Annotated in this window: 25 protein-coding genes and 5 tRNA genes; 17 read left to right on the forward strand and 13 right to left on the reverse strand. The window is 50.5% G+C overall.

The window, feature by feature from the left end; all coding sequences use genetic code 11:
* Nucleotides 1–87: 87 nt before the first annotated feature.
* The 17 genes from OH773_RS04425 to luxS all read left to right on the forward strand — a co-directional run bounded on the left by OH773_RS04425 (nt 88) and on the right by luxS (nt 12,634).
* Nucleotides 88–783 (forward strand): metal ABC transporter ATP-binding protein, encoded by a 696-nt coding sequence (locus OH773_RS04425; RefSeq protein WP_270143377.1) that lies wholly within the window; start codon nt 88–90, stop codon nt 781–783.
* Nucleotides 780–1,664 (forward strand): metal ABC transporter permease, encoded by an 885-nt coding sequence (locus tag OH773_RS04430; RefSeq protein ID WP_183270411.1) that lies wholly within the window; start codon nt 780–782, stop codon nt 1,662–1,664. Before OH773_RS04425 ends, OH773_RS04430 begins: the two co-directional genes overlap by 4 nt.
* Nucleotides 1,661–2,539 (forward strand): metal ABC transporter substrate-binding protein, encoded by an 879-nt coding sequence (locus OH773_RS04435; RefSeq protein ID WP_270143380.1) that lies wholly within the window; start codon nt 1,661–1,663, stop codon nt 2,537–2,539. Before OH773_RS04430 ends, OH773_RS04435 begins: the two co-directional genes overlap by 4 nt.
* A 128-nt stretch (nt 2,540–2,667) precedes the next feature.
* Nucleotides 2,668–3,177 (forward strand): nicotinamide-nucleotide amidase, encoded by a 510-nt coding sequence (pncC, locus tag OH773_RS04440; protein ID WP_270143382.1) that lies wholly within the window; start codon nt 2,668–2,670, stop codon nt 3,175–3,177.
* 83 nt (nt 3,178–3,260) lie between these two features.
* Nucleotides 3,261–4,325, forward strand: a complete 1,065-nt coding sequence (gene recA, locus OH773_RS04445) for a recombinase RecA (RefSeq protein WP_183270408.1) — start codon at nt 3,261–3,263, stop codon at nt 4,323–4,325.
* Nucleotides 4,326–4,417: 92 nt separating this feature from the next.
* Nucleotides 4,418–4,921 carry a regulatory protein RecX gene (locus OH773_RS04450; RefSeq protein ID WP_270143385.1) on the forward strand — a complete coding sequence of 168 codons (504 nt, stop codon included), beginning with the start codon at nt 4,418–4,420 and terminating at the stop codon, nt 4,919–4,921.
* Between the two features lie 257 nt (nt 4,922–5,178).
* The gene (gene alaS, locus OH773_RS04455; protein ID WP_270143387.1) at nt 5,179–7,806 is read left to right on the forward strand and encodes an alanine--tRNA ligase; all 2,628 of its coding nucleotides are present in this window, start codon (nt 5,179–5,181) and stop codon (nt 7,804–7,806) included.
* A gap of 249 nt (nt 7,807–8,055) precedes the next feature.
* A complete protein-coding gene (gene csrA / locus OH773_RS04460) occupies nt 8,056–8,241 on the forward strand; it encodes a carbon storage regulator CsrA (protein ID WP_013574027.1) in 186 nt (61 codons plus the stop codon).
* A 346-nt stretch (nt 8,242–8,587) separates the two neighbouring features.
* Nucleotides 8,588–8,680: transfer RNA gene (locus tag OH773_RS04465), tRNA-Ser, on the forward strand.
* Nucleotides 8,681–8,684: 4 nt separating this feature from the next.
* Nucleotides 8,685–8,761, forward strand: a tRNA-Arg gene (locus OH773_RS04470).
* A gap of 64 nt (nt 8,762–8,825) precedes the next feature.
* Nucleotides 8,826–8,902 (forward strand) — tRNA-Arg (locus OH773_RS04475).
* A 59-nt stretch (nt 8,903–8,961) separates the two neighbouring features.
* A tRNA-Arg gene (locus tag OH773_RS04480) sits at nt 8,962–9,038 on the forward strand.
* Between the two features lie 59 nt (nt 9,039–9,097).
* Nucleotides 9,098–9,174 (forward strand) — tRNA-Arg (locus OH773_RS04485).
* A gap of 162 nt (nt 9,175–9,336) precedes the next feature.
* Entirely contained in the window at nt 9,337–9,903 is a 567-nt protein-coding gene (gene yqaB / locus OH773_RS04490; protein WP_270143399.1) for a fructose-1-phosphate/6-phosphogluconate phosphatase, read from the forward strand.
* The gene (locus OH773_RS04495; protein ID WP_270143401.1) at nt 9,900–10,328 is read left to right on the forward strand and encodes a YqaA family protein; all 429 of its coding nucleotides are present in this window, start codon (nt 9,900–9,902) and stop codon (nt 10,326–10,328) included. Before yqaB ends, OH773_RS04495 begins: the two co-directional genes overlap by 4 nt.
* A 79-nt stretch (nt 10,329–10,407) precedes the next feature.
* The gene (gene gshA, locus OH773_RS04500; protein WP_270143403.1) at nt 10,408–11,964 is read left to right on the forward strand and encodes a glutamate--cysteine ligase; all 1,557 of its coding nucleotides are present in this window, start codon (nt 10,408–10,410) and stop codon (nt 11,962–11,964) included.
* Nucleotides 11,965–12,118: 154 nt separating this feature from the next.
* Nucleotides 12,119–12,634, forward strand: a complete 516-nt coding sequence (gene luxS / locus OH773_RS04505; RefSeq protein WP_270143405.1) for an S-ribosylhomocysteine lyase — start codon at nt 12,119–12,121, stop codon at nt 12,632–12,634.
* Between the two features lie 120 nt (nt 12,635–12,754).
* Here the strand turns inward: luxS and emrB are convergent, their stop codons facing one another.
* The 13 genes from emrB to nrdH form a co-directional block, all read right to left on the reverse strand.
* Nucleotides 12,755–14,302, reverse strand: a complete 1,548-nt coding sequence (gene emrB, locus OH773_RS04510) for a multidrug efflux MFS transporter permease subunit EmrB (protein ID WP_270143407.1) — start codon at nt 14,300–14,302, stop codon at nt 12,755–12,757.
* A 15-nt stretch (nt 14,303–14,317) separates the two neighbouring features.
* Nucleotides 14,318–15,490 (reverse strand): multidrug efflux MFS transporter periplasmic adaptor subunit EmrA, encoded by a 1,173-nt coding sequence (gene emrA, locus OH773_RS04515; protein WP_270143409.1) that lies wholly within the window; start codon nt 15,488–15,490, stop codon nt 14,318–14,320.
* Between the two features lie 132 nt (nt 15,491–15,622).
* Complete coding sequence (gene mprA, locus OH773_RS04520; RefSeq protein ID WP_183270400.1) at nt 15,623–16,153, reverse strand: transcriptional repressor MprA; 531 nt, start codon at nt 16,151–16,153, stop codon at nt 15,623–15,625.
* An 86-nt stretch (nt 16,154–16,239) separates the two neighbouring features.
* Nucleotides 16,240–16,581, reverse strand: a complete 342-nt coding sequence (ygaH, locus tag OH773_RS04525) for an L-valine transporter subunit YgaH (RefSeq protein ID WP_270143413.1) — start codon at nt 16,579–16,581, stop codon at nt 16,240–16,242.
* Nucleotides 16,578–17,318, reverse strand: a complete 741-nt coding sequence (locus tag OH773_RS04530; RefSeq protein ID WP_270143415.1) for an AzlC family ABC transporter permease — start codon at nt 17,316–17,318, stop codon at nt 16,578–16,580. The genes ygaH and OH773_RS04530 overlap by 4 nt, the downstream gene beginning before the upstream one ends.
* Nucleotides 17,319–17,442: 124 nt before the next feature.
* Complete coding sequence (locus OH773_RS04535) at nt 17,443–18,618, reverse strand: MFS transporter (RefSeq protein ID WP_270143417.1); 1,176 nt, start codon at nt 18,616–18,618, stop codon at nt 17,443–17,445.
* A gap of 188 nt (nt 18,619–18,806) precedes the next feature.
* Nucleotides 18,807–19,799 carry a glycine betaine/L-proline ABC transporter substrate-binding protein ProX gene (gene proX, locus OH773_RS04540; protein WP_270143419.1) on the reverse strand — a complete coding sequence of 331 codons (993 nt, stop codon included), beginning with the start codon at nt 19,797–19,799 and terminating at the stop codon, nt 18,807–18,809.
* A gap of 57 nt (nt 19,800–19,856) precedes the next feature.
* Nucleotides 19,857–20,936, reverse strand: coding sequence for a glycine betaine/L-proline ABC transporter permease ProW (gene proW / locus OH773_RS04545; RefSeq protein ID WP_270143421.1), 1,080 nt, complete (start codon nt 20,934–20,936; stop codon nt 19,857–19,859).
* Entirely contained in the window at nt 20,933–22,132 is a 1,200-nt protein-coding gene (proV, locus tag OH773_RS04550; protein WP_270143423.1) for a glycine betaine/L-proline ABC transporter ATP-binding protein ProV, read from the reverse strand. The genes proW and proV overlap by 4 nt, the downstream gene beginning before the upstream one ends.
* A gap of 319 nt (nt 22,133–22,451) precedes the next feature.
* Nucleotides 22,452–23,414, reverse strand: a complete 963-nt coding sequence (gene nrdF, locus OH773_RS04555) for a class 1b ribonucleoside-diphosphate reductase subunit beta (protein ID WP_270143425.1) — start codon at nt 23,412–23,414, stop codon at nt 22,452–22,454.
* A gap of 9 nt (nt 23,415–23,423) precedes the next feature.
* Nucleotides 23,424–25,544 (reverse strand): class 1b ribonucleoside-diphosphate reductase subunit alpha, encoded by a 2,121-nt coding sequence (gene nrdE / locus OH773_RS04560; protein WP_442865670.1) that lies wholly within the window; start codon nt 25,542–25,544, stop codon nt 23,424–23,426.
* Nucleotides 25,544–25,954, reverse strand: coding sequence for a class Ib ribonucleoside-diphosphate reductase assembly flavoprotein NrdI (nrdI, locus tag OH773_RS04565; protein ID WP_270143429.1), 411 nt, complete (start codon nt 25,952–25,954; stop codon nt 25,544–25,546). The genes nrdE and nrdI overlap by 1 nt, the downstream gene beginning before the upstream one ends.
* Nucleotides 25,951–26,187 carry a glutaredoxin-like protein NrdH gene (gene nrdH / locus OH773_RS04570; RefSeq protein ID WP_270143431.1) on the reverse strand — a complete coding sequence of 79 codons (237 nt, stop codon included), beginning with the start codon at nt 26,185–26,187 and terminating at the stop codon, nt 25,951–25,953. The genes nrdI and nrdH overlap by 4 nt, the downstream gene beginning before the upstream one ends.
* Nucleotides 26,188–26,220: the final 33 nt, after the last annotated feature.

The raw sequence follows: 26,220 nt of genomic DNA on the forward strand, positions 1-26,220 counted from the left end.
AACGGTGGCTGCGCCCGTTCGGTTTTGCGCCGTCTTAATCCTGCTCGCCGGTTTATGGCTGGCCATTCGTTGGGCGATTGCACTGGCATGATTACGCTAAATCAATTGGTGTTGGGATATCAGGGAAGGGCGGTGACACCGGCCCTGACAGGCCAGATTACGAAAGGCAGTATGACCGCCGTTATTGGCGCGAACGGTACAGGGAAGTCGACGTTACTCAAAACGCTGCTGAAATTACAGGCACCGGTGTCGGGGCAATTGCGGTTTACCGACGGTAACGTCCCGCGTATTGCCTGGTTGCCACAACTTGCTGAAATGGAAAGACAGTTTCCTGCCACTGTTTACGATGTGGTGTGTATGGGGGCGTGGCCGGCCCGCAATCTGTTTTCAGCCTTGAATCGTCAAAACCGCCTGCGGATAGCTGATGCCATCGAACGAGTGGGTTTGAGCGCCTACAGTAAACAGCCTATTGAAATGCTTTCTGGTGGCCAGTTTCAGAGAATGCTGTTCGCACGTTTACTGGTGCAAAACGCGCCGTTAGTTCTACTTGATGAGCCCTTTACCGGAGTCGACTCGCAAACCAGCAATTTCCTGATGTCGCTAATCTGCCAAATGCATCAGACAGGCCAAACGGTCCTGGCAGTGCTGCATGATAACGAGCGCGTCAGCAGGCATTTCCCACAGGTGTTATTGCTCGCGAAAGATCATTTCCATTGGGGAAAGACTACTGAAGTGTTACCTCGCTATTCGCAATTTGGTACTCATCTGGTGTTATCTGCATGATTTATCACTTCTTCTTTGAGCCGTTTATCAATTACGGTTTTATGCGCCGTGCGCTTGTCGCATGCCTGGCACTCTCACTGAGTACCGCTCCGCTGGGGATCTTTTTGCTGCTAAGACGTATGAGCCTGGTTGGCGATGCGCTTTCCCACGCAATCCTACCTGGCGTGGCAGTGGGCTATTTATTGGCGGGAATGTCGCTGGTTGCGATGGGTATCGGCGGCTTTGTCGCGGGTGTGCTGGTTGCGTTAATTTCCGGACTGGTGAGCTCTCGGACCCAACTTAAAGAAGATGCCAGTTTCGCGGGATTTTATCTTGGCTCGCTGGCGTTAGGCGTCACGCTCATTTCGCTCCGTGGTTCCAGTGTTGACCTGCTGCACCTTTTATTTGGCTCAATCCTGGCTGTCGATGGTCAGGCAACGATCTTTGTCGGCGTGATTGCCAGCGTGACGTTACTCATTCTGGCGGCTTTTTATCGCGGACTGGTGATGGAAACCTTCGACCGCAGCTTTTTGCAGGTCAATAACCGCTTCGCTCCACACCTTATTCACGGCGTGTTTCTCGCGCTGCTGGTGCTTAACCTTGTCGCTGGATTTCAAATTCTTGGTACGTTGATGTCTGTCGGACTGATGATGTTACCGGCGGTGTCAGCGCGCTGCTGGGCGAAAACGCTGCCCGGCGCGATATTCATCGCGGTTGCCTGTGGTTTGTTGTCGGCATGGGTTGGGCTGGCATGGTCCTTTGCAGCCGCGCTACCCGCAGGGCCTGCTATTGTTCTGACGGCGAGCGTTGGCTTCTTTATCTCAATAATTTTCGGTTCGCGCAGCGGGCTGGCTCGAAGCCTTTGTCGAGGCTGGATAACAACAAGCAAGGGGATTAAATGAAACGTTTTGGGATGATGATGTCATTGGTGCTGGCTTGTTCCAGCCAGGCGGCATTAGCGAAGAACCTCAATGTGGTGACAAGTTTCACGGTGCTCGCCGATATGGCCAAACAAGTCGGCGGTGAGCATGTCACGGTAAAAAGCCTGGTGGGGCCAAACGGCGATCCACATAGCTTCGAGCCATCGCCGCAAGACAGCGTGGCTTTAAGTCAGGCTGATGTGGTTATCGTCAGCGGGTTGGGAATGGAAGGGTGGATGGACCGACTGGTCAGTGCATCAGGCTATAAAGGCAAAATTATTGTTGCCTCTGAGGGTATCTCCACGCGCAGCATGCTCGAAGAGGGGAAACAAATTACTGACCCGCATGCCTGGAACAGTGCTGAAAATGGTGCGGTCTACGCGAACAACATCATGAAAGCGCTGATGGCTGCTGACCCACAAGATGCTACGGCAATCAGCGAAAGTGGCACCGAATATGCCACGCGCCTGAAATTATTGGATAGCTGGGCAAAAACACGTTTTGAATCTATTCCCAAATCGCATCGTAAAGTGCTTACCAGCCATGATGCATTTGGTTATTTCGGCCAACAATATGGTGTGACTTTCCTGGCGCCTGTGGGTTTCTCGACGGAAGCTGAAGCGAATGCCAGCGATGTTGCAGGGCTCATTAAACAGCTCAAAAATCAGCACATCAAAACTTACTTCATTGAGAACCAGACAGACCCTCGGCTGGTAAAACAAATCGCGACAGCCAGTGGCGCACAACCGGGTGGGGAGTTGTACCCAGAGGCGCTATCCGACGCGAATGGCCCGGCCAGCACCTACGAAATGGCTTTTAAACATAATGTGGAAGCTATCGCCAACAGCATGAAATGATCTTGCCGGCCAGCATTCGCTGGCCGTTCAATTCTCTGGAACCGCCTCGCGTTATCTAATGTAATCCTCTGAAAGTGTCGTTAAGTGCTATCGTGTCACCCTGCGATATGTCTACAATCGGAGCCAATATGACAGAGAAAACATTGCGTCAATTAAGCCACCAGATAGGTGAAGCGCTTGGGCAGCTTGGTGCCACCGTCACGACGGCGGAATCTTGCACCGGTGGCTGGATTGCAAAGGTGATTACGGATATTTCAGGTAGCTCCGCCTGGTTTGAACGCGGCTTTGTTACCTACAGTAATGAGGCTAAGCACCAAATGATTGGTGTTGATAGCGGCACGCTAGAAACCTACGGTGCGGTGAGTGAAGCCGTCGTGCGTGAAATGGCGCAAGGTGCGTTACATGCGGCTTCTGCAGATTACGCGATTGCGGTGAGTGGTATCGCGGGGCCAAATGGCGGCAGTGAAGAAAAACCGGTTGGCACCGTGTGGTTTGGATTCAGTTATAAGCTTGAAGGCACTGTCGTTCGCCATCAGCTTTTTGCCGGTGACCGTGATGCTGTACGCCGTCAGGCCACTGAATATGCGCTGCACACCCTGTGGGAAGAATTTCTCAAAAATAAGCTTGATACTGTATGACCATACAGTATAATTGGCACAACAAAACAGCATAGTAAGCAGCGTGGCGCACTCGTGTATCACCCTGCATGACAGGAGTAAAAATGGCTATCGACGAAAACAAACAGAAGGCGTTAGCGGCAGCACTTGGCCAAATTGAAAAACAATTCGGTAAAGGCTCCATCATGCGTCTGGGTGAAGACCGTACCATGGATGTGGAAACGATCTCTACCGGTTCACTTTCACTGGATATTGCTCTGGGAGCCGGCGGCTTACCAATGGGGCGTATCGTTGAAATCTACGGACCAGAATCTTCTGGTAAAACGACGCTGACTTTGCAAGTTATCGCCGCCGCTCAACGTGAAGGTAAAACATGTGCGTTTATCGATGCCGAGCATGCTCTGGATCCGATTTACGCTAAAAAATTGGGCGTCGATATCGACAACCTGCTGTGTTCCCAGCCTGATACTGGCGAGCAAGCTCTGGAAATCTGTGATGCGCTGGCACGTTCTGGTGCCGTTGACGTTATCGTGGTTGACTCCGTTGCCGCTCTGACACCGAAAGCTGAAATTGAAGGCGAAATCGGTGACTCTCATATGGGCCTTGCGGCACGTATGATGAGCCAGGCAATGCGTAAACTGGCAGGTAACCTCAAGCAGTCGAACACGCTGTTGATCTTCATTAACCAGATTCGTATGAAAATTGGTGTGATGTTCGGTAACCCGGAAACCACTACTGGTGGTAACGCACTGAAGTTCTACGCTTCTGTCCGCCTTGATATCCGCCGTATCGGTGCGGTTAAAGATGGCGACAACGTGGTGGGTAGTGAAACCCGCGTTAAAGTGGTCAAAAACAAAATTGCTGCACCGTTTAAACAAGCTGAATTCCAGATTATGTACGGCGAAGGTATCAACTTCTACGGTGAGCTGGTTGATTTGGGCGTGAAACACAAGCTGATTGAAAAAGCGGGTGCCTGGTACAGTTACAACGGTGAGAAGATTGGTCAGGGCAAATCAAATGCCAGTAACTTCCTGAAAGAGAACAAGCCAATGTCCGTGGAAATCGAGAAGAAACTCCGCGAGATGCTGCTGAACAATCAGGACGGTACACCAGATTTCGTCGTTGACGACCACGACAAAGACGTCGCAGAAACCAACGAAGACTTCTAAATCCCAACAAGGGCTGCCACGGCAGCCCTTGTTTATATTGTTTGTACGTATATCTGCGCTACCCCATTTTTCTTTCAAACAGGTTATCTGCTATGCCTGATTCTACTCCTCGTCGCAGTCCTTACTCCCGCTTGTTAGACAAAGCCACGCGTATACTCGCGATGCGCGATCACAGCGAACAAGAACTCCGTCGGAAACTTGTGGCTCAGCCTGCTTTCCCAGGAAAAGCCAAAGTTGATGAAGAGCCTTTTACGGCAGAAGACATCGAAAAAGTTATTGCCTGGTGTTATGAACACAACTGGCTGGACGATGCTCAGTTTGCATCACGCTTCATTGCAAGCCGTGCCCGTAAAGGATATGGCCCACAGCGTATCCGCCAGGAATTACAGAGCAAAGGTATTGCTCGCGATACGTGTGAAACCGCAATGTTCAATTGTGAAATAGACTGGCAAGAGATGGCTCGAGAAATCGCCGAGCGTAAATTTGGCGAGCAACTTCCTACGGAATGGAAAGAACGAGCCAAAGTGCAACGTTTCCTGCTGTATCGTGGGTTCTTTATGGAAGATATCCAAAGCGTTTATACCCGTCATACTTGAAGCTGCCTCTGCGTTGGGGCGAGCGCAAGCGCTGTTCTAAAACACCTTTGGCGTTTTAGTGATGCAACTCCAGTTATTTAGGGTATATACGGGGCAACCCCTGAAATTTTACCGATTAGGCACAAGAGAAATTTTACTTCCCTGATAAGAAAACTTATCTTATTCCCACTTTTTCCAGGTAAACAGGTCAAGGCCAAAGTATCAAAATTGGCTATGTCAGGTTTGCAACTCCTCGTTAGCTTGATTTCAGGATAATTATGAGCAAGAGCACCGCTGAGATCCGTCAGGCGTTTCTCGATTTTTTCCATAGTAAAGGTCACCAGGTTGTAGCGAGCAGCTCCCTGGTTCCGAATAACGATCCTACTTTGCTGTTTACCAATGCCGGGATGAACCAATTCAAGGATGTATTCCTTGGTCTCGACAAGCGTAACTATTCCCGTGCAACAACGTCTCAACGTTGTGTCCGCGCCGGTGGTAAACACAACGATCTGGAGAACGTCGGTTACACTGCACGTCACCACACTTTCTTTGAAATGCTGGGTAACTTCAGCTTCGGTGACTATTTCAAACACGATGCCATCAACTTCGCATGGGAATTATTGACCGGCGAACAGTGGTTTAACCTGCCAAAAGATCGTTTGTGGGTCACGGTTTACGAGACTGACGACGAAGCGTTTGAAATCTGGGAAAAAGAAGTTGGTGTCCCGCGCGAACGTATTATTCGCATCGGTGATAACAAAGGTGCAGCTTACGCATCTGATAACTTCTGGCAGATGGGTGACACTGGCCCATGCGGCCCATGCACCGAAATATTCTTCGATCATGGCGACCATATTTGGGGCGGCCCTCCGGGTAGCGCTGAAGAAGATGGTGACCGTTATATCGAAATCTGGAATATCGTATTCATGCAGTTCAACCGTCAGCAAGATGGCACCATGTTGCCATTGCCTAAGCCGTCTGTTGATACTGGTATGGGTCTGGAGCGCATTGCAGCGGTTCTGCAGCACGTTAACTCCAACTACGAAATCGATCTGTTCAGCCAACTGATTAAGTCTGTTGCCAAAGTAACTGGCGCAACCGATCTGACCAGCAAATCGCTGCGTGTCATCGCTGACCATATTCGTTCTTGCGCATTCCTGGTTGCTGATGGCGTTACACCGTCCAATGAAGGTCGTGGCTACGTGCTGCGCCGTATCATTCGTCGTGCAATTCGCCATGGCAATATGCTGGGTGCGAAAGAAACCTTCTTCTACAAACTTGTTGGCCCATTGGTAGAAGTCATGGGTGCGGCGGGTGAAGAGCTGCAACGTCAGCAAGCACTGGTTGAACAGGTTCTGAAAACTGAAGAAGAACAGTTTGCTCGCACGCTGGAGCGTGGTTTAGCTCTGTTGGATGAAGAACTTGCGAAACTGAAGGGCGATACGCTGGACGGCGAAACGGCTTTCCGTCTGTACGACACTTACGGTTTCCCGGTTGATCTGACTGCTGATGTTTGCCGTGAGCGCAACCTGAAAGTAGACGAGTCTGGTTTTGAAGCTGCGATGGAAGAACAACGCCGTCGTGCACGTGAGTCCAGCGGTTTTGGCGCTGACTACAACAGCATGATCCGAGTAGACTCAGCTACCGCTTTCAAAGGTTATGATCACACTGATTTGAACGCCAAAGTCACCGCACTGTTTGTTGATGGTAAAGCCGTTGAGCAAGTGGCTGCGGGCCAGGACGCTGTTGTGGTGCTCAATGAAACACCATTCTATGCAGAATCCGGTGGCCAGGTTGGTGACAAAGGCGCAATCAAAGGTAACGGTGTGGACTTTGCCGTGAGCGATACGCAGAAATATGGCCAGGCAATCGGTCATCTGGGCAAAGTCGTCTCGGGTGTTGTGAAAGTGGGCGACAGCGTAAAAGCTGAAGTTGATGAAGCGCGTCGTTCACGCATTCGTCTGAACCACTCCGCCACTCACTTGCTGCATGCCGCACTGCGCCAGGTTCTGGGTACGCATGTTGCGCAGAAAGGCTCTCTGGTTAACGACAAAGGCCTGCGTTTCGACTTCTCGCATTTTGAAGGCATGAAACCGACTGAAATTCGCGCAGTTGAAGATATCGTCAACGCCCAGATTCGTCGCAATTTGCCTATCGAAACCAATGTAATGGATTTGGAATCGGCTAAAGCTAAAGGCGCAATGGCGCTGTTTGGTGAGAAATATGATGACCACGTGCGAGTTCTGAGCATGGGTGATTTCTCTACCGAATTGTGTGGTGGTATCCACGCGAGCCGCACTGGCGATATCGGCCTGTTCCGTATCGTTGCAGAATCCGGTACAGCTGCGGGTGTGCGTCGTATTGAAGCCGTTACTGGCGAAGGTGCGCTGGCAAATCTGCATGCTCAGAGTGAACAGCTTCAGGATATTGCTCAACTGCTCAAAGGCGACAGCCAGAATCTGAATGAGAAAGTGCGTTCGGTTCTGGAACGTACTCGTCAGCTCGAAAAAGAGTTGCAGCAGTTGAAAGAACAGCAGGCAGTGCAGGAGAGTGCAAACCTTTCCAGCAAAGCTGTCGATGTGAAAGGCGTTAAACTCCTCGTGAGTGAACTCGCCAACGTTGAACCGAAGATGCTGCGTACTATGGTCGATGACCTGAAAAATCAGCTCGGTTCGGCAATTATCGTTCTGGCGACTGTATCAGAAGGTAAGGTTTCTCTGATTGCAGGTGTCTCTAAAGATGTGACCGACCGCGTGAAGGCGGGAGAACTGATTGGTGTTATCGCTCAGCAAGTCGGTGGCAAAGGAGGCGGTCGTCCAGATATGGCTCAGGCGGGTGGTACGGATGCTGCAGCATTGCCGGGCGCACTGGCCGGTATTGAAGCTTGGGTCTCGGCTAAGCTCTAAGTAAAAAAATAAAGTGCAGATAGGCGCTATAACGCATTCAGGTTAGGGCGCCTTGTTAATCTGCACACACTCAATAATGATAAAGTCAGGTTAAAGTTGCGTATATCGGCTAGACTTATTCATAACAGAATGTAATGTTGTGGTTAGTGACACTTTATGTGTTTGTAGCTACTTACTTTTTGTCGTATATGATGGAGAACGCCGGGATACAGAGAGACCCGACTCTTTTAATCTTTCAAGGAGCAAAGAATGCTGATTCTAACTCGTCGAGTTGGTGAGACCCTCATGATTGGGGATGAGGTGACCGTGACAGTACTTGGGGTAAAAGGTAACCAAGTTCGTATTGGTGTTAACGCCCCGAAGGAAGTTTCTGTACACCGTGAAGAGATCTACCAACGTATCCAGGCTGAAAAATCGCAACAAACGAGTTACTAAAGTTACTGCGTCTCGCTATCTACTAGCGAGACGCTTCCTTTAGCGCACCATTTTCTTCGCTTTACCTCGCAATACCTCCCTTATCTTCTGTCAATACCTCCCTTATCTTCTGTCAAAACCGTCATTTCTTATTCAGCCGTAATGCTTACTTATCCGTATGAGCCCTATCTTGTCTGTTGATAAAACACTCTTTTTGCGGTCAATTCGCCCGAATTGTGCGTGAAGTGTGCAATTGGAAATTAGTTGGGAAAAATTGTTTGACTTATAAGTGCCAGAAAGTAATATGTGCGCCACGCAGCGACGAGAAGCTCTAACGAGTAACTTGAAGCACTCGAAAGAGGCGTGTGGTGAGGTGGCCGAGAGGCTGAAGGCGCTCCCCTGCTAAGGGAGTATGCGGTCAAAAGCTGCATCCGGGGTTCGAATCCCCGCCTCACCGCCATTTTGCATCCGTAGCTCAGCTGGATAGAGTACTCGGCTACGAACCGAGCGGTCGGAGGTTCGAATCCTCCCGGATGCACCATCTTAATTAATGTTGCGGTCTAGTTGAGTGACATTAAATCAGCAGTAAAAGCAGTACACCCGATGCATCCGTAGCTCAGCTGGATAGAGTACTCGGCTACGAACCGAGCGGTCGGAGGTTCGAATCCTCCCGGATGCACCATATTTTCTCTGATTATCTTATCGATATTCAAGAGAACCGCAGTAAAGCAATATCCCGATGCATCCGTAGCTCAGCTGGATAGAGTACTCGGCTACGAACCGAGCGGTCGGAGGTTCGAATCCTCCCGGATGCACCATACTTTCTCTGATTGTCTTAACGATATTCACGAGAACCGCAGTAAAGCAATATCCCGATGCACCCATAGCTCAGCTGGATAGAGTACTCGGCTACGAACCGAGCGGTCGGAAGTTCGAATCTTCCTGGGTGCACCATCTTCTTCCCCAATGTATTCTCCCTAAAGCAACACTTAAACTCTCCTGTAACACCCTACATACCAATAAATCACCTTCTTAACTATCTCGATTACAATAAGCGACAATATTATTGGTTTACGCTAAAGTAACCCCTCAATATTGAGCGATGTGAGGGATGAGATGTACGAACGTTACGACGGTCTGATTTTCGATATGGACGGAACCATCCTCGATACCGAACCAACACATCGTAAGGCGTGGCGTGAGACGCTGGCGGGTTATGGCATGCAGTTCGACGAAAATGCAATGGTTGCGTTGAATGGCTCCCCCACCTGGCGGATTGCGCAGGCGATTATCGAACTCAATCATGCAGACCTGGACCCTCACCATCTGGCGAAGGAAAAGACGCAGGCCGTAAGGGCTATGCTTCTTGATACTGTGCGTCCTCTTCCTCTCATTGAAGTCGTTAAGTCCTGGCATGGGCGTCGTCCTATGGCTGTAGGTACCGGCAGTGAAAGCGATATCGCCGAAGCGCTGCTCAACCACCTGGGATTGCGCCAGTATTTTTCAGCCGTTGTCGCGGCTGATCATGTTAAAAACCACAAACCTGCTCCCGACACATTTTTGCTGTGCGCCGAATTAATGGGTGTGGCAGCGAATAAATGTGTGGTGTTTGAAGATGCAGATTTTGGCTTGGAAGCCGCTCGTGCAGCTGGAATGGATGGTGTGGATGTGCGTTTGCTGTGAGTGAAACGCTATCATTCTTATCACTGTTTACGAGTAGTTTTCTTAGCGCAACTTTGCTCCCGGGAAGTTCAGAAGCAGTCCTGGTTGCGCTATTAGTTGCAGGTTCCGGGCCAACCTGGTTACTCATTTTAATAGCAACAATGGGTAATAGCCTTGGTGGCTTAACTAACGTTATTCTGGGACGTTTTTTTCCACTGCGAGAACAATCGCGTTGGCAAGGAAAAGCAACTGCCTGGCTGGTTCGTTTCGGCCCGGCAACATTATTACTCAGTTGGATGCCTTTAATTGGCGATCTGCTGTGCCTGTTAGCCGGCTTATTACGCATGAGCTGGGGACCGGTAATCTTTTTTTTATGCCTTGGTAAAGCGCTACGCTATATCGTTGTCGCGACTGCAACGGTACAAGGCATGGCGTGGTGGCACTAATTGAGTAGAGTGATAATCATCATCCCTACCTAAAACAATTATGCTTAATAAAAATGAATTCGACAGGCGGGAGGTCAATTTGATCCCGAACGTATCACAGGCGCTAGCCTGGCTGGAACAGCATCCTCAGGCAGTAAAAGGTATTCGTCGTGGTCTTGAGCGTGAAACGCTACGAGTCACGCCAGATGGTCAGTTGGCGACAACAGGTCATCCTGAACACCTTGGTTCAGCGTTGGCACACAAGTGGATAACAACTGATTTCGCTGAAGCGTTGCTTGAGTTTATCACTCCGGTTGATGGCGACATTGACCACATGCTGACATTCATGCGCGATATCCATCGCCATGTTGCCCGTAATTTGGGTGAAGAGCGCATGTGGCCTCTAAGCATGCCGTGTTATATCGACGATGGTCAGAATATTGAGTTGGCGCAGTACGGTTCATCCAACAACGGGCGTTTTAAAACGCTATACCGTGAAGGATTGAAAAATCGCTACGGCGCGTTGATGCAAACCATTTCTGGCGTGCACTACAACTTTTCGCTGCCGCTGGAGTTTTGGCAGGCGCGTCTGGGTGTTGAAGATGCACTGAGCGGTAAAGAAGCGATTTCTGCGGGTTACTTCCGTCTTATTCGTAACTATTACCGATTTGGCTGGGTTATCCCGTATTTGTTCGGTGCTTCACCAGCTATCTGCTCATCTTTCCTGCAAGGGAAAGAAAGCACGCTGCCGTTCGAAAAAACCGAATGCGGTATGAATTACCTGCCATACGCAACTTCATTGCGTCTGAGTGACTTGGGTTACACCAATAAATCCCAGAGCAATCTAGGCATTACGTTTAACGATCTGGAAACTTACGTCGCCGGATTAAAACGTGCCATTAAAACGCCATCGGAAGAGTATGCGAAGATGGGTGTTGAGAAAGACGGTAAGCGTCTGCAAATCAACACCAACGTGCTGCAAATTGAAAATGAACTCTACGCCCCGATTCGTCCTAAACGCGTCACAGCGGAAGGGGAGTCGCCTTCTGATGCCCTGATGCGCGGTGGGATTGAATATATCGAAGTGCGTTCACTCGATATCAATCCGTTCTCACCGGTCGGTGTTGATGAGCAGCAAGTCCGTTTCCTCGACCTGTTCATGATTTGGTGTGTGCTTGCTGACGCTCCTGAAATGAGCAGTGATGAATTGCTTTGCACCCGCAAAAACTGGAATCGTGTGATTCTGGAAGGGCGTAAGCCAGGCCTGACGCTGGGTATGGGTTGTGAGACGGCGCAGTACCCGTTAGCAAAAGTGGGGAAAGATTTGTTCACTGATTTGCGTCGTGTTGCTGAAACGCTGGATGGCATTGCAGGAAATACCGATTATCAGGATGTGTGTGACCAATTGGTCGCCAGTTTCGACAATCCGGAATTAACGTACTCAGCGCGAATTCTTCGGTCTATGATTGATAATGGCATTGGCGGTACAGGGCTTGCGTTAGCAGAGAAATATCGTCAGATGCTGATACAAGAGCCGTTAGAGATTTTGACCGAAGATGACTTGCAGAAGGAGCATGATGCTTCGTGGCAACGTCAGCGGGAAATCGAAGCTATAGACACTGAGCCGTTCGACGTTTGGCTCGCAAGCCACTCTTAGCACAAAAGAAAAAGGCCACAATCAATGTGGCCAAAATATACATCTCTGAATCAGGGATGATGATAATAAATGCGCGTCTTTCATATACTCAGAGTCGCCCAGGAAAGAATGGTTCATTTTATTTTTAAAAAAATCACTTATCGGAGGTGATCAGATGCCGTTGTTGGATAGCTTTACAGTTGACCATACCCGCATGGGCGCGCCAGCAGTGCGTGTGGCCAAAACAATGCATACGCCCCATGGCGATACTATCACTGTATTTGATCTGCGTTTTTGCATCCCGAACAAGGAAGTGATGCCAGAAAAAGGGATTCATACACTTGAACACCTGTTTGCTGGTTTTATGCGCGATCACCTGAATGGGAATGGCGTAGAGATAATCGATATTTCACCGATGGGTTGTCGCACAGGTTTCTACATGAGCCTGATTGGCGAGCCAGAAGAGTCTCGTGTTGCTGATGCATGGAAAGCGGCAATGGAAGATGTGTTGAAGGTGAAAGAGCAAAATCAGATCCCTGAGTTGAACGTTTACCAATGTGGGACTTACCACATGCACTCGCTGCAAGAAGCGCAGGATATCGCGCGCCACATCCTTGAGCATGGTGTTAGCGTTAACAGCAATGAAGAATTGGCGCTGCCGAAAGAGAAGCTTCAGGAACTGCACATCTAGCTGTGACTATTCCGTGATTGATTTGGAGGGCCAATATTGATTGGCCCTTTTTATTTGATCGGACAGCTGACGGGAAAAGCCAAGAAAAAGGGGCCAATCGGCCCCTTTTGTCTTCCTGACTTAGTGCGCTCCACCGCCGCCACCACCGGCACCAAACGGTGGTTTGGCAAACCAAACCAGCCCCAGAAGCAGAATAAATATTCCCGCTGAAATCCAGAAAATCTCATTGGCTGAAATAATCAGTCCCTGATTGGTAATCTGCTGTGCAATATAGCCTGAGGCTTGTTGCGGCGACATTCCCAGATTTTCCAGTTGCGAATACATCTGTTGTGCGTTCGGGTTAAATGGCGAAACGGACTCCGTTAGCTGTGAATGGTGCATGGCTTCGCGGTTAGTCCAAAGCGTCGTGGTGATTGACGTACCAATCGAACCTGCAAGGGTTCGCGTGAAGTTCGACAAACTCGACGCGGCCGCCATACGTTCTGGTGGAAGCCCGGAAAGCGTAATGGTCGTCAGTGGCATAAAGAAGCATGCCACGGCGAAGCCCTGAATAAACTGCGGCCAGGCCGATGCGCCAAAATCCATTCCCGGTTCGAAGGTATATGCGCGCCAGTAGAAGCACACCGCATACATAATAAAGCTGAACGTCACTAACCGTCGCATATCGAGCTTATGAGCAAAGCGCCCGATAATCGGCGATAACAATACCGGAATGACCCCTACTGGTGCGGATGCCAGGCCCGCCCAGGTTGCCGTATAGCCATATACCTCCTGCAATAGCTGCGGTAGCAAAACAATTGCGCCGAAGTAGAGCATGTAGGCAAGACTGATACACAGACAGCCGATGGTAAAGTTTCGCGACTTAAACAACGACAGATCAACGATGGGGTTATCGTCGGTTAGCTCCCACACAATCAAGAAGCTAATCGCCACCACCGCGACGATGGTCAAAACGATGACTTCCGTTGAGTTAAACCAATCCAGCTCTTTACCTCGGTCGAGCATGATCTGCAGGCTACCAATCCCGACAACCAGCAAGGCAAGCCCGATGGCGTCGATACGGCGGTTCTCGGTTCTGGTCTCACGGCCACGCAGCGTTTGCAGTGTCAGCAACACCACCACTGCACCGATTGGCACGTTGATAAAGAAGATCCAGCCCCAGTGATAGTTATCACTGATATAGCCGCCGAGAATAGGCCCGCAGATGGGCGCCACAATAACCGTCATAGACCACAGCGCCAGCGCAATACTTCGCTTCGCAGGGGGGTAGTTATTGAGCAGTAGACTCTGTGAGAGTGGGATCAGAGGTCCGGCGACGATCCCCTGGATAACGCGGAAGAAAATCAGCATCTCCAGGCTTTTAGAGACGCCGCAAGCCCATGAAGCCAGTACGAACAGAATCGTCGACCACATGAACAACTTCACTTCACCAAGGCGCTTTGCCAGCCACCCGGTGATTGGAATTGAGATGGCATTTGCCACCCCAAACGACGTAATCACCCATGTCCCCTGGCTCAGTGATGAGCCAAGGTTCCCGGCGATCGTCGGTATTGCCACGTTGGCAATGGTGGAGTCCAGCACCTGCATAAAGGTCGCCAATGACAAGGCGATGGTCATGATGACCAGTGGCGCACCTTCAAGCGGCGTCAGCGGTTTTTGCTGTTTCATACAAGCTCCGCTTTGTTAACCCGCATTGGCCTGGATGATGTTATTGATAAGCGCGTTGGCGGGCGCAAGATTCAGCTCGCGCGCGTTGCTTTCATACACTGGAGAGCTACGCGTTTCATTTGCCAACATACTGCCATCACGGTTACTGGTATCTACCGTCACTAACGTGGACAGCCCAATACGCAGCGGATGTTGTTCAAGCTGCTTAGCATCCAGTTCAATACGTACCGGCAAGCGCTGAACAACTTTGATCCAGTTACCCGTCGCGTTTTGTGCAGGCAGCAGTGAGAACGCGCTCCCTGTACCCATATCGAGGCCCACAACTTTACCGGTGTATTCAACTTTGTCGCCGTAGATATCACTGACGACCGTCGCCGGTTGGCCAATACGCATATGGGCAAGCTGCGTCTCTTTGAAGTTCGCATCAACCCACAAGCCATTTGCAGGCACGATAGCCATCAGCGGAGTCGTTGGGCTAATCTGCGCACCCACTTGCACCACACGGCGTGAAACATAGCCGGTCATTGGGCTGACAATCTTAGTCCGTTGCAGTGCCATCCAGGCGTTACGCAACTCGGCAGCCGCTTGTTTTACACTTGGCTGCTCTTCGAGTTTTGTTCCGAGGATCATGGCCTGGTTGGCATTATATTGTTGAATGGCAACATCCAGTTGCGCTTGAGCCGATGCGACGGCATCTCGGGCATGTTGCAATTCTTCGCGGCCAATCAGGTTAGCATTACCCAACGGCACGCGGCGATTAAGGTCACTTTGAGCCTGAGCAAGAGAGGTCTTTTGCAGCTCAATATTGGCCTGATATTGCTTACTGTTAATCATTAACTGACGCGTCTGGCGTACGCTTGAAGCCAGCACCGTTTGTGCTTGTTCAAAAGCTTGCTCAGCGTCAGCCTGGTCCAGAGTGACCAAAACATCGCCCTGTTTAACGAAGTCGGTATTATCTGCCCAAACCTTGGTTACGCTTCCGGAAACCTGGGCCATTATCTGCACCTGATTACCGGCCACATACGCATCATCCGTATTTTCGTAGTGACGTAACACTAGAAACCAATAAATCCCATATGCCACAGCAATAATTACAAACAACAGGGTCAATATAAGCAAGGCACCTTTACGTTTGCCTTTTTTATTGCCCGGTTGTTGCGGGGTTTGAGTCTCCGCATGTGCGCTCATGCTTATCTCCACACTTTTTTATTATAGTGATCGGCTGAGCCGACCTGTTAGATCCGACAGGCCAGCAAGGTGAGTTGCTGGCCTGTCAGTATTTTTTCTTTGGGGCACTACGATAGAACGCGCAGACAGCTCTTAACGCACGGCTTCGAGTACAGTCTGGTTTTCATCCATTTCATCAAGGCGGGTGAGCAATTTGCGGGTAATGTCTTCCAGTTGCTCTTTTTCCGAACCACTCAGCGAGGACCACAGTTCGTGCAAGCAGTGGTGCTGCGGTGGTAATACCTGACGCAAGAATTCATGACCTTTTTCGGTCAAATGCAGATGCAGACAGCGGCGATCGTTATCGCTTTCACGACGTTCAATCCAGCCACGCTTTTCCAATTCATCGGCAATTCGGGTTGCATTGGTACGAGATGAACCTAACGCACAACTTAACTCTGAAGGCTGGATACTATGATTTTCCTGCGATTCAAGAGTGATCAACGCCATAAATAGCGTCTCGTTAATCCCCTGAGCTTTCAGCATTTTATTGCGGTTTTCCAAAAGCTTGCCTTGCATATGCATGCACAGGCGTGTCAGCAGAATTTCCTGGTATGGGAAATCCTCGTAGCGTTTGGCGCGAAATTTTAGCATTTGTTCAATGGGCGTAAACGAACTATCCATTTTGGCATAACCTCATTAGTTGCGGTCGATATAGTAACGATGGTGACAAATAAAGTAAATGTATTGTTTATACGTTTTTTTATTCGTCAGATTGATATCACCATCATGAGTTTCCAGGTTAATCCATAACCCAGAGCACTTAATAGAGTCGGGATGATGATGCTACGAGTCTTATAAAAGCTCAGCCCGAGAATAATAAAGCCCATCAACGTTGGGACCAGACGTTGCGCGTCGTGCATGATCTCCGGCACGCTCGAAACCGCCAACAACGCGCAGATTGATGCAATTCCGATACTGTCGAGCAGCACGCCCGTCGCCCCTCGTTTGGCCGGACGAGTGGTATTTGCCCTGATGCGCAGAGGCAAATATCGAAACAGATAGTTGGCAAGCCCGACCAGCAGACCCAGTAAAAGCACTTGTGTACTCATCCGGGTTCTCCTTGATAAAACGCCTGCACCAAAGCTGCCAGGCATCCGCAGACTATCCCCGCGAGAATGGCCACAGGAATGGACACAAGCGTTACGCCCAACAGTGCCCCCGCAAGCGATGCGGTCACCGTCCAGGATTGTTTCCGCTGGAACGACGCCAATAGAAAACTCATGAACAGAGCAGGCAACATAAACCCTAACGCGGCTTCAACGGCAGGCAGATTATCCAGCAAGCCATTACCCGACCATGAACCCAGCGCGGTCCCTAAAACCCATGAGAACCACGAGCTGAAGGCGATACCGATCATCCAGTTTTCGCTCCAGCGGCGGTTATCGCGGACCAGTTTCGCCGTGGCGGCGGCAAAAACCTCATCGGTCAGGCCGAATGCCCAAAGCGCGGTTTTGGGTTTACTCAACCGGCGAGTGATTCGTTGACGCAGGGAAGGGCCATATAAGACGTGGCGCACATCCATTGCCATAACCGTAAAGGCGGCAACCCATAAAGAGCTGCCAGCCGCCAGTAAAGCCGTAATAACAAACTGGCTGGCACCAGCATAAATAATGCAGGAGAAAAATAGACTTTCGAGCGGGGTAAATCCTAACTTGGTGGCATTAAGTCCGAACGCAAAGGCTACCGGGATATAGCTGATGACAATAGGTATACTGTCTTTTAATCCTTCAGCCAGGGTCGCATCGTTTTGATGATTTTCTAATTGAACTGTTTCAGGACTATCCATATTAAATATTTATATATAACTGACGGTAATGTCACTCGAATGAACCAACAGGGATAACCTTAACAGACTGGTACGACCCTTAATACCCCAAATTATTCTCAGTGGTTTTACAGGAGTAGTCACATCACGGTTGGCGGTGATAACCACGCCACCACACTACTAAATTTAGTAGGGCTACAATGGCACCTGCTGCGCACACACCAAACCATCCAGCGTGCTGATATGCGCTGGCTGAAATAACAGAGCCCGCAGCACCCCCAATGAAATAGCTGGTCATATAACCGGCAGTCAGACGATTTCGCGCATCCGGCATCATGCGATAGATAACCGTTTGGTTGGTGATATGCACACCCTGAACGGTTAAATCGAGTACCAGTATCCCAATGATGAGCGCGATAACGGAATACTGGCCCATTGCGGTGGCGATCCACGACAGAAGCAACAGTACCAATCCGATGGTGGTCGTGAGATGGGCTTTACCTTTATCGGCAAATCCGCCTGCGGGACGTGCCCCCAATGCTCCTGCTGCACCGGCGAGGCCAAACAAACCAATCACCCCTTCCGAGAAGTTAAACGGCGGTGATGCCAGCAGGAATGCCATCGACGTCCAGAGAATGCTGAAGTTGGCAAAAGTCAGGCAGCCGAGCAGCGCGCGGGTACGCAGCAGCGGATTTTTGATAAACAGGCTGAATACTGAAGAGAGCAATTGCGGATAATTTAAATGAGTCTCGGACTTCACTTTCGGCAAACCACGCCACAATGCCAGCGCCATCACGACCATCAATACGCTCGCGACCCAATAAACGGTACGCCATCCGCCCAGGCCTGCCAGTAGCCCGGCCACAGTACGTGCCAGCAAAATTCCCAGCAGCAACCCGCTCATAATGGTGCCGACGACTTTGCCTCGTTTTTCTGGCTCAGCAAGCGTTGCGGCTAACGGGACAAGGATTTGTGCCACGACCGAGAACAACCCGGTGAGTGCGGTGCCCAGAATCATCATCCACAGCGTCTGGCTGAGCGCCACAATCACCATGCCTCCGGCAGCCAGCAGCGTCATAAAGACAATGAGTCCGCGGCGTTCAAATATATCACCCAGCGGAACCAGGAACAGTAAACCGACGGCGTAGCCTAACTGTGCGGCGGTAACGATAAATCCGGCCTGGTTAATCGAAAGGGAAAAGGCATGAGCAATGGTGTCGAGCAGGGGTTGTGCGTAGTAGTTGCTGGCAACGGCTAAACCCGTGGCGAGAGACATCAGGACGATCAGAGCGGGGCTCAGTCCTTGAGTGGAGTTTTTCATTCTGGTTCTTCGTTTTGTGATGTAAGAACCGGAATCATAGCGAAAAATAGTGAAGGCAGGAGTCGGATTGTGCGGTTTGTTTTAGTTGGGCAAGCCCTCACCCTAACCCTCTCCCCCAGGAGAGGGGACTGTACGGTTTTCCCCTTCTCCTGGGGGAGAAGGTCGGGATGAGGGCGCTCTTAACGTAATTACTTAGCGGCTAACGCTTCATTCACCCAGCCATCAAACTCAGCCTGGTGCGCTTTAATCCAGCCATCAACGTGACCCTGAATATCCGCTTCTGACGCTTTACCATTGTGCATCATCGCATTCTCCGCGTTGATATCCGCCAGTGGCAGCCTCATCAGGCTAAACAGTTTTGCCGCCTGCGGGTTTTTCTCCGCCCAGGCTTTGTTTGCCACGATATGCATGGTGTTCACCGGGAAGCCATAATTAGCGCCATTTGGCAGCTTGGTATCCACCTCTTTTTGTTTGCCAGGCATAGACGAGAACGGCACTTGCAGCCACACCACATCTTTACCTGGAACCATCACATCACTCACCCAATATGGCGTCCAGGTGTAGTAAAGAATCGGTTTGCCTTCTTTATGGCGCGTAATGGTGTCGGCAATCATTGCCGAGTAGTTACCCTGATTATGCTCCACGGTATTGGTCAGGCCATAAGCACCAATCTGGTGATTGATCACGGCTTCGCAGCCCCAGCCTGGCGTGCAGCCTGTCAGGTCAGCCTTACCGTCGCCGTTGGTATCAAACAATTTGGCGATCTTCGGATCTTTTAGCTGCGCGATATTGGTAATTTTGTATTGCTCAGCCGTTTTCTTATCAATCAGATAACCCTGCGCGGCACCCTGAACGTAGGTCCCTTCACGGTAGAATTTCTTATCACCGCCTGCGGCTTCAAACATATCGTCATGCAGCGGTTTCCAGTTAGTGGCGATGAACGTGGTATCGCCCGCGGCCATCGAGGTGTAAGCCACGTTGTAATCCACTTCACTGGGTTTGTTAACGGTATAACCCAGTTTTTCCAGGCCACGGCTTACCAGTAAAGTCTGGAATGATTCTTCTGAGATGGTGCTTTGTGCAGGCTGAACCGTAATGCCTTTACCCGGCAAATCAGCGGCAAAAGAACTGGTGGTTACGAGGGTGGCAAGGGCTGTAGCGATAATCGTCGTGTGTCGCATCGTTATTCCTTTTTAATGGTGATGGGGCGTGAGGCGGCACGAATGCCGCCAGCATGCTTATTTGATGAAGGGACGGGTCAAAAGACCAATTGGGCCGGTGTTGTACCAGCGGCGATTGCCACGGCTGCGCGAATCGCGGCCAATGGACTGAGTTAAACGGTCGAGAATAATGGCCAGGATAACGATCCCGACACCGCCGACGGTCGCAAGACCCATATCGAGGCGGCCAATACCGCGCAGTACCATCTGTCCGAGACCACCGACGGCAATCATTGACGCGATAACGACCATTGAAAGTGCCAGCATCAGCGTCTGGTTTACGCCCGCCATAATGGTTGGCATCGCCAGCGGCAACTGAACTTTAAACAGCATCTGGCGCGGGCTGGCGCCAAACGAACGTGACGCTTCAATCAAATCTTCCGGAACCTGCTTAATCCCCAGAATCGTCAGGCGCACAATCGGTGGCAGGGCAAAAATAATCGTCACCACGACACCCGGTACGTTACCGATACCGAACAGCATCACGATCGGCACCAGATAAACAAACGCCGGAGTGGTCTGCATGGCATCTAACAGCGGACGGATTACCTTCGCGGCGCGCTCGCTTCTGGCAAGCCATATGCCGAGCGGCAAACCAATAATCATGCAGAACAGCAGGGCGGTCAGCACCAACGCCAGCGTCACCATCGCTTGCGACCACGCGCCAATCGCGCCAATGGCCACTAACGAAACTAACGTCGCAATCCCCATTCCCAGGCTGGACATCTGCCACGCAATCAGCGCGAACAGGATGATTGCCACAGGCGCAGGCATTCCCAGCAAGAAGTGCTGGAAGCCACTGAGGATGTAGTCCACCGGCACACGAATCCCCTGGAACACGGGGCGGAAGTGTGTCACCACCCAGTCGATACCGTGTGTCACCCAGCTATCGAGTGGGATCAGTGTCTTATGAAACGGATCCAGAATATTAAAATGTTCAGGTGCGGGTGCCGGGGCTGCATTCAGCCAGTCTGCACCACTACTTGCAGCCGGTGTTGAAGCCGCCTGGCTTCCCCATGCATCTGCAGATGCTGCGGCCTGATTGGTTGTTGCGTCGGCAGCAGCACTGCCGGTATCCCACGGATTTGATGCACTCATTGGCTTACCCCCTCACGATCTAATGCCTGCAGCAGAACCCCTTTCGAGATAATGCCCACGTACTGACTCTCTTCCCCAACAACCGGAACCGCACACGGTGCCTGGCCTACATGGGTGAGAAGATCGCTCAGTGACGTATCAGCGGAAACGGCCGCTGGCGTTTCGAGGTAAGCATTGTCCAGACCCTGGCCCGCAGCGAGTGCGGCTTTCAGTGAATCAGTCGAGACAATCCCGAGGAATTTCTGGCCACGTTCAATGACATAACCGAATTCACGGTCTTCATCTTGCAGCAGTTTGAGTGCCGAGCGCGGACCAAAACCGGCGGTTTTACGCAGCAGGCCAGCCGGGTTACGACGGGCAATATCTTTCGCGCTAAACACCTGGCTAATATCCACACCGCGGAAGAAGGTGCGCACATAATCATTCGCCGGATTATTTAAAATTTCATCCGGTGTACCGACTTGCACAACTTCACCACCTTGCATAATGGCAATACGGTCGCCAATACGCATGGCTTCATCCAAATCGTGGGAAATAAATACAATGGTACGTTGATGCTTCGCCTGCAATTTAATTAACTCATCCTGCATCTCAGTACGAATTAATGGATCGAGGGCAGAGAAGGCTTCATCCATCAATAATATATCTGGATTAATTGCCAAAGCACGGGCCAAACCAACACGCTGACGCATACCGCCAGAAAGCTCATCAGGATAAGCGTGGGCATAATTTTCAAGCCCAACCTGACGCAATGCATCAAGCGCTTTTTCCTGACGTTCTTTTAACGGAATACCGGCTAATTCCATACCGAAAGCGGTATTATTTAGCACCGTCATATGAGGCATCAGAGCAAAGGACTGGAATACCATGGAGATCTTATTTTTGCGTACTTCACGGAGTTCCGCGTCTGATATTTTGGCGATATCGACACCGTCAATCAGTACCTGTCCACGGGTTGGTTCAATCAGGCGATTGAGAAGGCGAACCATGGTAGATTTACCCGAACCGGATAGCCCCATGATGACAAAAATCTCGCCTTCTTCAATTGCCAGACTGGCGTCTTTCACGCCAAGCGACAGCCCTGTTTTCTCCAGTAATTCAGCTTTTGAAATGCCCTTTTCGATATATTTGAATGCGCGCTGTGGATGCTCACCAAATACCTTATATAAATTCTTCACTTCAAGTTTAATTGCCATGCAATAAAGTTATTCCTGTATTTATATATTTATACACAATTCCTGATGGAAATATTCACTGCATATACCCTAACATACTCAGAATCTGAGACAACCCTCCATTTCCGATATATCCAATATCCGTGCCAGCGATGTGGCCGACATTTCCCATGAGTAAAGGGCTGAGAGCAATTCAGAGAAAGATGATATTTTTTGTAACGAGGAGGGTAATAAGCCTGAATGGGGCGATATTCAGGCTAAAATGTAAGGTTTTATTTTGTATGGTTGATAGGAAATATCTCAGTCAAAAATATACAAAATATTTCTGGCATTTTCTCGATTAAAAATCCCAGTCTTCGTCAACTGTTTCCACCGCTTTCCCCATCACATATGACGAGCCGGAACCGGAGAAAAAGTCATGGTTTTCGTCAGCGTTTGGCGAAAGTGCGGCGAGTATCGCTGGGTTCACCTCACTCATTTCAGGCGGGAACAGCGCGTTGTAGCCCAGGTTCATCAACGCTTTATTGGCGTTATAACAGAGGAACGCCTTCACCTCTTCCTGCCAGCCAACATCGCCGTACAGCGCATCGGTATATTCCACTTCATTATCATAAAGATCCATCAACAACTCGAAGGCGAAATTCTGCAACTCGGCCTGGCGTTCCAGACTTTGCTGGGCCAGCACTTTCTGGAACTTATATCCGATGTAATAGCCGTGCACCGCCTCGTCACGAATAATCAGGCGGATAAGATCTGCCGTATTAGTCAATTTGCCGCGACTTGACCAATACATCGGTAAATAAAAACCTGAATAAAATAAAAAGGACTCCAAAAATACGCTGGCAATTTTCTTCTTAAGCGGGTCATTAGCGTGATAATGCGCAAGGATGATTTGCGCCTTGCGTTGCAACGGCGCATTTTCCTCGCTCCAGTCGTAGGCGGCATCCACATCTTTGGTCTGGCAAAGTGTTGAGAAAATCGAACTGTATGAGCGGGCATGTACCGCCTCCATAAAGCTCACATTCGACAGCACCGCTTCTTCATGGGGTGTTATCGCATCCGCCATCAACACGGGTGCCCCAACGGTATTCTGGATGGTGTCCAGCAACGTCAACCCGGTAAACACACGAATGGTGAGCTGCTGTTCGTCATGCGTCAGCGTCTGCCAGGCCGGAATGTCGTTGGACAAGGGCACTTTCTCGGGAAGCCAGAAGTTACTGGTCAGACGGTTCCACACTTCGAGGTCTTTCTCATCCTCGATTTTATTCCAGTTGATGGCACTTACGCGACTTAACTCAGTCATGTTCTCTCCTTATAAAGCGCAGGAAACGCAGCCCTGAACTTCGGTGCCTTCCAGCGCCATCTGGCGCAAGCGAATGTAATAGAGCGTTTTGATGCCTTTTTTCCAGGCGTAAATCTGCGCTTTGTTAATATCGCGAGTCGTTGCGGTATCGCGGAAAAAGAGTGTCAGCGACAGCCCTTGATCGACATGACGTGTGGCTTGCGCGTAAGTGTCGATGATTTTTTCCGGGCCTATGTCGTAGGCGTCCTGGTAAAACTCCAGATTGTCGTTGGTCATAAACGGAGCCGGATAATAAACGCGTCCGGTTTTTCCCTCTTTGCGGATCTCAATGCGCGAAACAATCGGGTGAATACTCGACGTCGCGTGATTGATATAAGAAATCGATCCGGTCGGCGGAATAGCCTGCAAATTTTGGTTATACAGACCGAACTCCATGACATCGTCGCGCAACTGCTGCCACTGTTCGCGTGTTGGAATATCGATACCCGCACTGGCGAACAACTCGCGCACTTTTTCGGTTTTCGGCTGCCAGCTTTCTTGCAGATATTGGCGGAAGTACTCCCCATTCGCATAACGTGATTGTTCAAAACCGGCAAAGCGCTGTTTGCGTTCCCGAGCCAGCAAATTTGATGCGCGTAGGGCGTGCCAGGTGACGGTGTAAAAATAGAAATTAGTGAAATCCAGCCCTTCCGCTGAGCCATAAGCAATCCCTTCGCGTGCCAGATAACCGTGCAGATTCATCTGCCCGAGGCCAATGGCGTGCGAAGCGGCATTTCCGGCTTCAATGGAAGGCACTGAGCGAATGTGGCTCATATCGGAAACCGCCGTCAGCCCACGGATCGCTGTCTCTATGGTCTGGCCAAAATCAGGGGAATCCATGGTGTGGGCGATATTTAACGAGCCGAGGTTGCAGGAGATATCTTTGCCAACCTGCGCATAATCGAGGTTTTCGTCATACGTGGAAGCGCTATTCACCTGCAAAATTTCTGAGCACAAGTTGCTCATATTAATGCGCCCGGCAATCGGGTTTGCGCGGTTGACCGTATCTTCAAACATGATGTACGGATAACCGGACTCAAACTGGATTTCCGCCAGGGTCTGGAAGAAATCGCGCGCGTTAATAAACGTCTTACGGATGCGTTCGTCTGCCAACATCTCCTGGTACACATCGCTGACCGCAATATCGCCAAACGGCTTCCCGTAAATACGCTCGACATCGTATGGCGAGAAGAGCGCCATACGATGGTTATCTTTAGCCAACTGGAAGGTGATATCCGGGATCACCACCCCCAGCGAGAGCGACTTAATGCGGATTTTCTCGTCAGCATTTTCACGTTTGGTATCGAGAAAACGCAAAATATCGGGATGATGGGCGTGAAGATACACGGCTCCCGCGCCCTGTCGCGCACCGAGCTGATTGGCGTAAGAAAACGCATCTTCCAGCATTTTCATCACCGGGATCACGCCGGATGACTGGTTTTCAATGCGTTTAATCGGTGCGCCGACTTCGCGTAAATTCGAGAGCAAGAAAGCCACGCCGCCACCGCGTTTCGAGAGCTGAAGTGCAGAGTTTACCGCCCGACCAATCGATTCCATATTGTCTTCGATTCGCAGCAAGAAGCAGGAGACGAATTCGCCGCGCTGCATCTTTCCGCAGTTCAAAAAAGTCGGCGTTGCGGGCTGGAAACGGCCACTGAGCATCTCATCCATCAGGCGATTTGCCAGATCCTCGTCACCTTGCGCAAGGGTGAGCGCCACCATGCAAACTCTGTCTGGGAAGTGTTCCAGATACTCTTTGCCATCCCGGGATTTGAGCGTATAGCTGGTGTAATACTTCCATGCGCCAAGGAACGTCTGGAATTTGAACCCGCTGTTACTGGCTTTTTCAAATAGCGCTGTGACAAAACGGCTTTCGTAACGCTGCAGCACGGTGTTGTCGTAATAACCTTCTGCCACCAGCCACGCCAGGCGAGCCTGCTGATGGGGAAAGTGGCGTGAACGGGGTAGCACATGCTGCTTATGGAACTGCTCCACCGCCAGTTTGTCTTTCTCAAACTGGATCCGCCCCTCGGAATCATAAAGATTCAACATGGCGTTGAGCGCGTGAAAATCCACGTTGTCCGTCGCCATTACGCTGATAGTTTCTGTCGTTGCCAAAATTCTTTGACTCCCTTACGCACGTTTTCGATGTCCTGTTCAGTGCCGAGCAGCTCAAAACGATAGAGATACGGCACCTGGCATTTTTGGGCTATCACGTCGCCCGCCCGGCAAAAACCTTCGCCAAAGTTACGATTTCCACTGGCGATAACGCCCCGCAGTAATGAACGGTTGGTCGCATTATTTAAAAACCGAATCACCTGTGCGGGTACGGCACCTGCAATCCCGCCACCGCCGTAGCTCGGCACGATCAAAATGTAGGGCTCCGTCACTTCTAGCCGCTGTTTTCGCTCCAGCGGGATACGCAACGCAGGCAGTCCCAGGCGCTCAACAAAACGCAGGGTATTTTCCGACGAGCTCGAGAAGAAGACGAGATGACTCATGCGCTGACTCGGGCGCGCAGGCGGTTGATCATGTCCGGGCGAAACCCGCTCCAGCTTTCCTGATCGGTAATGACGACCGGCAACTGGCGATAACCTTGCGCGCGCAAATCGTCCGCCGCTTCAGGGTTTAAATCGAGATTAATCAGGTCAAAAGTGAACCCACGGCTTTCGATTGCGCGTTTGGTGGCGTGGCATTGGACACAGTCATTTCGAGTGTATATGGTAATGCGCATGATTCTTATTCTCTCTGAGGTTGAGAATATGAA

It is taken from the genome of Buttiauxella sp. WJP83 (assembly GCF_027594725.1).
Classification (GTDB): domain Bacteria; phylum Pseudomonadota; class Gammaproteobacteria; order Enterobacterales; family Enterobacteriaceae; genus Buttiauxella; species Buttiauxella selenatireducens.